This is a genomic window from Aromatoleum buckelii (assembly GCF_012910785.2).
Taxonomy (GTDB): domain Bacteria; phylum Pseudomonadota; class Gammaproteobacteria; order Burkholderiales; family Rhodocyclaceae; genus Aromatoleum; species Aromatoleum buckelii.
This window is the reverse complement of the sequence record NZ_WTVH02000001.1, coordinates 326,749-334,342: the sequence shown is the minus strand read 5'-3', so window position 1 is coordinate 334,342 and position 7,594 is coordinate 326,749. Positions and strand designations below refer to the sequence as shown.

Below are 7,594 nucleotides of genomic sequence, written 5' to 3'. Positions count from 1 at the left end.
GACAGACTTTCGAGGGGCTGGTTCGCCCCCAGACCTGCCGGATGCTGTACTTCAGCATCTCGGCCAATGCTGACGGCCAGCCTGCGCGGAATGAGCGGCAACAGTGTTGCGGAAAGCTCCCGCACCGCCTTCAGCGTTCTCGAACGGCCGGTCCGCGGTTATCCAAAAGCTTAGCGCCTCCATCCAGCCTGGTCCGCGAGTGATCGTCATCCCAACTGCTACCATGGCGACCTCACACAGGATGCGCACCCCATGTACGACGAACCTGACCTGATCCACTCCCCGCTGCAACGGCATTACACCGTCGGTACTCATACGGTCGAGATCTGCATCTACCGAATGCCGCATACCGCGTGGACACTGGAGGTCGTCGACGAACATGGCAACTCCACCGTTTGGGACGATCAGTTCGGAACTGATCAAGCCGCACTTGATGAAGTCATGCGAACCATTCGTGAGGACGGAATCGAGTCGCTGATTGGCGAACCTAGCCAGGCGGCAGGAAGCTCAGGCATGGGGAGCAACCCGCTACGACTTGCAACCCCTTTGTCGGACGGGGAGCTGGAAGAACTGGATGCCTTCTTGCTGTCTGATGCCACATCGGATGAAACGATGTTGCTCGATCACCTGGACGGCTATCTCACGGCAATCATCGTCGGTCCGACCAGCTTGAACATGAGTCAGTGGTACTCGGGCATATGGGGGAAGCGTGCAGAAGACGCGCCCCACTTCGAGACCATGGACGAGGCGCAGCGAGTCATGCAGATGATCATGCGTCACTACAATGGCATCATCTGGAGCCTTGAGTATGATGCGGACTCCCACGAACCGATCTTCGACATCTTCATTCCTGAAGACAAGTCCAAGGAATTCATCGATGCCGAGATGTGGGCCGCCGGTTTCATGGACGGGGTCGCGCTTTGTCGCGCCGATTGGCAGCCGCTATTTGATGATCCGCGGGGATATGAGTGGCTCAACCCGATTCGTCTGCTAGGCGGTGACGATCTCAGCGAGAACGAGCTGGCGCTCGCGGACAAACCGGCGCAGCGTGAGGATCTCGCCAAGCATATACAAGCATCCGTTGCGTCCATTTACCGTTTCTGGTTGCCTTATCGGCGGGCGATATATGAGCTCCAACAGGCCGGAACCGTCACACGCGAGCACCCGAAGGTTGGCCGTAACGACCCCTGTCCTTGCGGAAGCGGGAAGAAGTTCAAGAAGTGCTGTGGAGCAGCCTCGACACTTCATTGAATATTATGCTTTTGGCGTGACCTGCCGTTCGTCTGCCGCGCCCGATCACACGGCAATGGGCCGGTTACCTGGCGTTCAGCATTGCGCGGCCACGAACAGCAGAATTCCTATACAGCGAACGCGAACTGCCGACCCATTGTCGTCATCGAGGCTGGCGCGAAGTTGTCGTTCAACGTTCCGTACAGGGGCGCGCCGCTTGCGGCGCGTCCCCTGCAAGCGATGGTTGGGCGGCATGCTCGCTAAGCACAGATTGCGGCAGCATTATGGCTGAAGTAGGCGGAGCGCTTCATTCTCACCGAGCGAACCCTGCATAGAACTCATATACGGCAACCGTTCCTCTCCCCAGCATTCGTGCCTTCTGGTGCAGCCGCTCAAGCACCCCCTCGCTAACTCGCCCGTAGACTTCGATCTTCGATAGGTCGATGAGATGCGCGAATTTTCGGAACTCGCCGCTACCTACATCCATGTGGAATTCGAGCGATTCCGAGTTGGGATGAACGGCGACGACGGTCATCTGTGTTTGGGTCTCATCGAGGAAGAAGCCATACGACATTAGCTGCGGCACGTTCGCTTCCACGAACGCGGCCAAGCCTTTCATGGCCACCTTAAGTTCCTCGAGTTTCCCGTCGCGGATCGAGGAGGTGTCGATATAGACGATGGGGTGCATTCATGCTCCTTCGGCGCGCACAAGGCGCCGACGTTCGACTTGGGCGGCAGACGCAAGCAGGCGAAGCTTGCCGGCGGAAGACGTCCGTTCGATGGAAAGGTTGCGCGTCATGGGCTCGGCGCCCCCGCAGACTCAGCGCTTCGGGCTACCGAGAGGCGGACGGTTCTTGCGGTAGGAGTTCTTCAGCACGATCTTGCCGTCTCGAAAGGTGAACAGATCACAACCCTGTACTTCGACGCGAGTGCCGTCCGCCCGCGTTCCCGTGAACGTCCACTCGGACACTCCCCTGTCCGCGTGGACGAAATGGCGCGCGTTGCCCCAGTGAGCATCGGGGAAGGTTGCCCAGACTTCAGCGAAGCCAGCCCGCACTGCCTCACGGCCCGCGTAGCGGGTGCCGTAGATTTCCGGGCCTGCAGAGGCTTCGAAGACACATTCATCGCTCATGAACGACATGAGGGCCTCGGCATCATGGCGATTCCACGCCTCGGCAAAGGCTTGTAAGACCTCGATGGTGACCGCTGCCTTCACGTTCGGCATGACTTGACCTCCTTCGTCGCGCCCACCCACGATGATACTCCTGACGCCCAACGTTCGACTTGAGCGGCAGACGCAAGCAGGCGAAGCTTGCTTGTGGCGGTCCGCTCGATGGAGGGGTTGGACGTTACTCGCGCCAGCACTGGAATTTGCGCTTCGCTTGAGGCCGGGGAGGAAAGCAGACTGCGCGATAGCTCTGGACAGGCTCGGCCCCTCGCGAACACCCCCGGGGGTGGGTTTCCGACGCCGCCGACGGCTATCCACCCGCTCCAAGCAGTACCGTCGGTACGAGTGGCTGCTGCGACGGGTGAAGGCGGCGCAGTAGGTTGCGAGGGTGCCGTGGGTACCGGAGAGGATGATTGAGGCTGCGCGGTCGGCGGTTGCTGTGACGGGCCTTCGGTGTGAGAACCCGCCGCGGCCGCAGGGGACTCGGCCCCCACCTTGCGCGCACTGATCCGACACGGCGCCGCGATCTCCGGGCTGGATCAGTTCAGCGTCGAAGCCGATTTCGCGAGCGGCAACCTCGTTCGCCTGCTGCCGCAGTGGTTGCTCCCGACCGGCGGCGTGTATGCCGTGCACCCGCCCGGGCGGCGTACGCCGCGCAAGGTCAGGTCCTTCATCAAGTTCTGCCGGACGGTATGCGGCGTGAGGCGGGCCTGATTTGGCTCCCGGACCGTCGCTCGCTGTGCGGCTGTCGCGAACGACGGGTGTGTGTGTGGCGCGCGCGAGGTCGCTCCGCCAATCAGGGCGACCGGCCACTTGCCGGTCGCAGCTCATGGTCTATTTTTGGGGTACGTCATCGCGAAGGCGCCGGGACGAGCGCGCGGTGTGCCTTGGCAGGAGACCTTCATGACCGACCGCGACGTATCGAAAGGCATGCGCAGCGACGACTCCAGGGCGCAACGATCTTCTCCGGCTGGCAGGAGTCCGGTCAAACCTGCCCCTGCGTCGCGCGGCTCTGCCATCATTTCGCGCGACCGGCTGGTTGCGCTGGCCGCGCGGGTGCAAAACGTTCCCCTGCGCCACGCCCGCGCCCCGAAGGCTGTCACCACCGCCATCCACGAGTTGAATGCCATTGCGCGGCTCGCGGGCGATGTGCTGGGCGGGAGCAAGGATGCGGAACAGGCGTTGCGGGACGAGCTTGCGCGTCCTGTGCGGGGATTCCTCGGGCCGCTTTTCGCCTCGGCGACGGTCCCCGCAGGAGCCACTCCGGGTAGCACCGACGGCGCCGGTTCCGGTGCTGCGCCAAGAGGGGAAGGCGCGCTGCCGGGCGGCGGCCCGGGTGCGTCGGCCGGCGCCGCGCGCCGCTGCGGCGAGCTGCTGAGCGGCGCCCGCGACGTGCTGCAGGCGGGATTCCAGCTGGATGTGCGCGACGGGGCGAGAAAGCCGGTACACACCACGCAGGCTACGACCTATCTGCGGAACCGCATCGGGCTGGTGGCGCAGTTCGAGCGCGCCCTGTGGCAGGCGACGGGCGAGGGCGGCACGCCGCCCGGCGAGCCCGGTGGTGCGCCGAGTGGCGCGACCGGCGGAGATTTCGGCGGGTTCGGCGACCCAAGCGATCCGAGCGGCGGCTTCGGCGGCCCCTCGGAGCCCATCCTGCCCTCGGACGACGGCGGCCTGCCGCCCCCCGATATCCCGACGCCGCCCGTCTCGGGTGGCCCCGCTGAGCTGGAGCCGGGATGGTGCGAGAACTTGGCCGACCTGTGCGCCACACTCTACGAGGAAGCGGTGGCGGGCGTGCTGGGCGACCCCTATCTCGATCTGCTGGCCTCGGTCGAACCCGACTGCGTGTGCCATGACTACGATCCGAACCGGATCTTCATCGGACGCCCGGCAGCGGGGCGCGAATTTCCGGTGCCGCTGCCGGGCGAGGTGCGCCTGATCTTCCGCGGCCAGGACATCACTGCCGCGGTGGTCGGTGTGACCGCGCAGGAGCTCCGATTCCGTATTCCTGCCAACTCGCGCACCGGCAACGTTTTCCTGCGTGGGCCCTTCGCCACCGGCGGACGCGGCGCGGGCGGTAACCTGGAGCGGCTGTGCGGTTTCGATTTTCCCGATTTCCCGGGCGGCTCGGTGACCCCTGATACGCCCGTGCTGATCAACGTCATCCAGCCGCCGGTGATTGCCTCATTCACGGCAGATGGCGACCCTGGACCGGTGGTGGTGGCCGAGCCCTGCCGGCTGATCAACCTGTGCTGGGAGGTGCGACTGGACGACCCGATGCCCAGCGCGTCGCTTCCGGCTTGCGCGCGCATCGAGGTCGTGATCCGTAATGCCGCAGGCGACATCGTACGGCAGGACGGCGCGCAGGGTTGCGTGGCGCTCGATGCCGCGAGCGAAGAGACGTTTACGCTGGAAGCGCGCAGTCTTGCCGGTGCCCAAGCGTGCGGCCAGGCGGGCCCCTTGGCGCTGACCATTCAGCGCGTGGCGCGCCTCGATCTCATCCGCGACGTGCCGGCCGGCGACGAGCTGGTCGCAGGCAGCAACGGCCGCTTCGTGGTCGAGCTCTCCTGTCCTGCACCAGCCGGCGGGATCGAGGTAAGGCTGCTGTCGAGCCGCCCGGAGGCGCTGCAGGTGGCCGCCGCCGTCACGATCGCTCCGGGGCAGACGCGCATGCCGGTCGACTTTGCCACCGACGCGACGGCGCGCGGCCCGGTCGAGGTGCGCGCGATGGCCTCGGGCCATCTAGAAGGGCGGCTTTTCTTCGTGTTCTTCCAGTCGCCGGCCGAGCACTGCCAGGCCCTCGAGAACATGTCGGGCGCGTGGGCACGGGGCGACCAGCCGTGGAGCAACTGGGGCATCGTCGACTCCGACGAGACCTTCCTCGGCTTTCTGCCGGCCCCCACGCAGTATCGCCCGACGACGCAGTACGAACTCGCCAGCGCCATCCGCGACGCCGAGGCGCAGGGCAAGAGCGTGCGCGCGCTGGGCAGCGGCTGGGGCTTCTCGGAGACCGTGCTGCCGCAAGACACTCCGATGCAAGGCGCGATCCAGGCCGTGGCCGGACCGCTGCGACGGCTGGGGCTCGCCGGCGCGCTCAACGAGGCGCAGCTCCACAGCTTCGCGCGCAATTTCGAGGGCAATTTCGGTCACGCAGTCGAGACGACGACGCTCGACCGCAGCCTGCAGCCGCTTCTCTCCGCGGTGCTCGCCGACGGCCAGGACCCGGCCGGTTTCTTCTTCGTCGAAGCCGGCATGACCATCAACTTTCTCAACACCCTCCTCGACGAGCAGAGCCCTCGCCGCGCGCTGCGGACGATGGGCGGTTCGTCGGGCCAGACCATCGCCGGCGCCTTCTCGACCGGGACGCACGGCGGCGACTTCGATCGTCCGCCGCTCGCCGACGCGGTCCGCGCCATCTATCTGGTCGGCGCCGGCGGCGTGCATCACTGGATCGAACCGGCCGCGCACCTCACCGACCCGGCCCGCCTGCGGCGGGTCTACCCATGCCTTGCGGATACCATTCACTACGACGATGACATGTTCCGCGCGACCCTCGTGTCGATGGGGGCGATGGGCGTGATCTACGCGGTGATCCTCGAGGTCGTGCCGCAGTATTCGCTGCTGCAATGGAACAGGTGGTCGACTTGGGAGGCCTTCAATGCGGAAGCGTCGCCCAACGCGTTTGCCGACTTCTTCAACGGGACGTGGACCGGCATGCGCGACTTTCTGCGCGCCAATCCGAACCTGGGAAACCCCCCCAATCGCTTCGCCCAGGTGGTGGTGAATCCGATCCGCAATGCGGACGGCAGCCACAACTGCTACGCCAGCAACCGCGCCGAAGTGCCGCTCCAGGGCAAGCAGGGCGTGACACCGCTCGCCAACTCCACCGACGTCAGCGCCGACGATATCCGCAACGCGATCACCAACAGTCCTGAATTCGGCCATCACGAGGCGCTCAACTTCCACTTTCACGGCCCTTCGAGCGAAGGCAGCGTGCTCGACCAGCTGCATGCGTTGCTGGTTTTCTGCAAGGAGAACAATTACCCGTGGGCGGTGCGCGCCGTCACCGACCTGGTGATGCGCAAGACCTTTCCGCTGCCCGGCAACCCCGCGGATCCGACCATCGACGTGGGCTACAAGGTGATGGCCGGGGGCAGCACCGAGCGCGCGTTTCCGACGCTGGGCGGCACTTCGGTGGAAGCCGCCTTCAGCTTCTTCCCGCAGGTGCCGAGCCTCGACCAGCCCGGGCTGATGGTCGTGGTGCCCGATGCGGTTTCCTTTGTCGACACCGTGCTCGACGCCTTCGACCAGGGTGTCGCCAGCGACAGCAAGATGTTCCCCGCCGGCTGGCTCTCGCTGCGGGTCACCGGACGCACCAGCGCGTGGCTGGGCATGGAGCGCTTCGATCCGAGCGGCATGGTCGAGGTGTCGCTGATCGGCCGTCCCGACGGGCATGGGCTTGTGCGCCTGGTCGAGCAACTCACGCGCACCGAAGGCGGTGCGCTACATTGGGGGCAGAGCAACGGCATGCTGCGCTTCATCGATCTCGAGAGCACCTACGGCAATCCGCGCATCGACGCGTGGAAAGCTGTTCAGCGCGCGTTGGGGGGCGGAACCTTTACCAACATCTTCATGCGGCGCTGCGGTCTGGCGTGATGGTTCGATACGCCACGCCGCGCGCACGCCTTACACCACACGAACGCCGGGACGTACGCGATCGCAAGGCCTGTATTTTTCCGCCAGGCCGCCCCGGCCCGTCGCCCGAGTGTCGAGGGGCAGGAGTTTTTGGGTGAGTTGGTCGCTCGTAGTCCTGCGGAAATATTCTGCTGCCGCGGTTTCGCCGCCGCTCAGGATGCCTTTCGCATCCTGCATGCTCAGGTTCTCGATGGCAGGCGCGAGCAACGGTATTGCCTTGGTCCCAGCCTGTTTGGTCGCGCGGGTCATGGCACTGACCATTTCAAGCGTCCTGCGGACGCCACCCTGTCCCGTGCGCGGCAATAGCCACTACTGGGTGAAATCTCGACCGTCTCCTTCTGGCCGTTATGAACAACTATTCATAACGGCCATCAGCAGGCGTTCGTTCATTTCTGAAACCGGTTATCTGACTGCCGGCTCCCCTTTGGTAGCTACCGCTCGCTCGCGCCACCGAGGAGACATCAGCCTTACCTTGCGAAGCAGATCTCACCGGCCGTCACT

At 65.0% G+C, this 7,594-nt stretch carries 5 protein-coding genes and 1 pseudogene; 3 read left to right on the top strand and 3 right to left on the bottom strand.

Annotation, left to right across the window (positions count from 1 at the left end; genetic code table 11):
- The first annotated feature begins 252 nt into the window (after positions 1-252).
- The gene (locus GO608_RS01525; protein WP_211159606.1) at positions 253-1,251 is read left to right on the top strand and encodes a UPF0149 family protein; all 999 of its coding nucleotides are present in this window, start codon (positions 253-255) and stop codon (positions 1,249-1,251) included.
- Between the two features lie 292 nt (positions 1,252-1,543).
- Here GO608_RS01525 and GO608_RS01520 read toward each other — a convergent pair whose 3' ends face one another.
- On the bottom strand, positions 1,544-1,918 hold the full coding sequence (locus GO608_RS01520) for a hypothetical protein (protein ID WP_169200330.1): 375 nt from the start codon (positions 1,916-1,918) through the stop codon (positions 1,544-1,546).
- A 132-nt stretch (positions 1,919-2,050) separates the two neighbouring features.
- A complete protein-coding gene (locus GO608_RS01515) occupies positions 2,051-2,455 on the bottom strand; it encodes a nuclear transport factor 2 family protein (RefSeq protein ID WP_169200329.1) in 405 nt (134 codons plus the stop codon).
- A 432-nt stretch (positions 2,456-2,887) separates the two neighbouring features.
- Between GO608_RS01515 and GO608_RS01510 the strand changes: the two are divergent.
- Both GO608_RS01510 and GO608_RS01505 read left to right on the top strand, forming a co-directional pair.
- A pseudogene (locus GO608_RS01510) lies at positions 2,888-3,112 on the top strand (LysR substrate-binding domain-containing protein); the annotation flags it as partial.
- Between the two features lie 189 nt (positions 3,113-3,301).
- Positions 3,302-7,054 (top strand): FAD-binding oxidoreductase, encoded by a 3,753-nt coding sequence (locus GO608_RS01505; RefSeq protein WP_169200327.1) that lies wholly within the window; start codon positions 3,302-3,304, stop codon positions 7,052-7,054.
- A 30-nt stretch (positions 7,055-7,084) separates the two neighbouring features.
- On the opposite strand, the gene GO608_RS01500 is transcribed toward GO608_RS01505, so the two are convergent.
- On the bottom strand, positions 7,085-7,354 hold the full coding sequence (locus GO608_RS01500) for a DUF4197 family protein (protein WP_169200326.1): 270 nt from the start codon (positions 7,352-7,354) through the stop codon (positions 7,085-7,087).
- Positions 7,355-7,594: the final 240 nt, after the last annotated feature.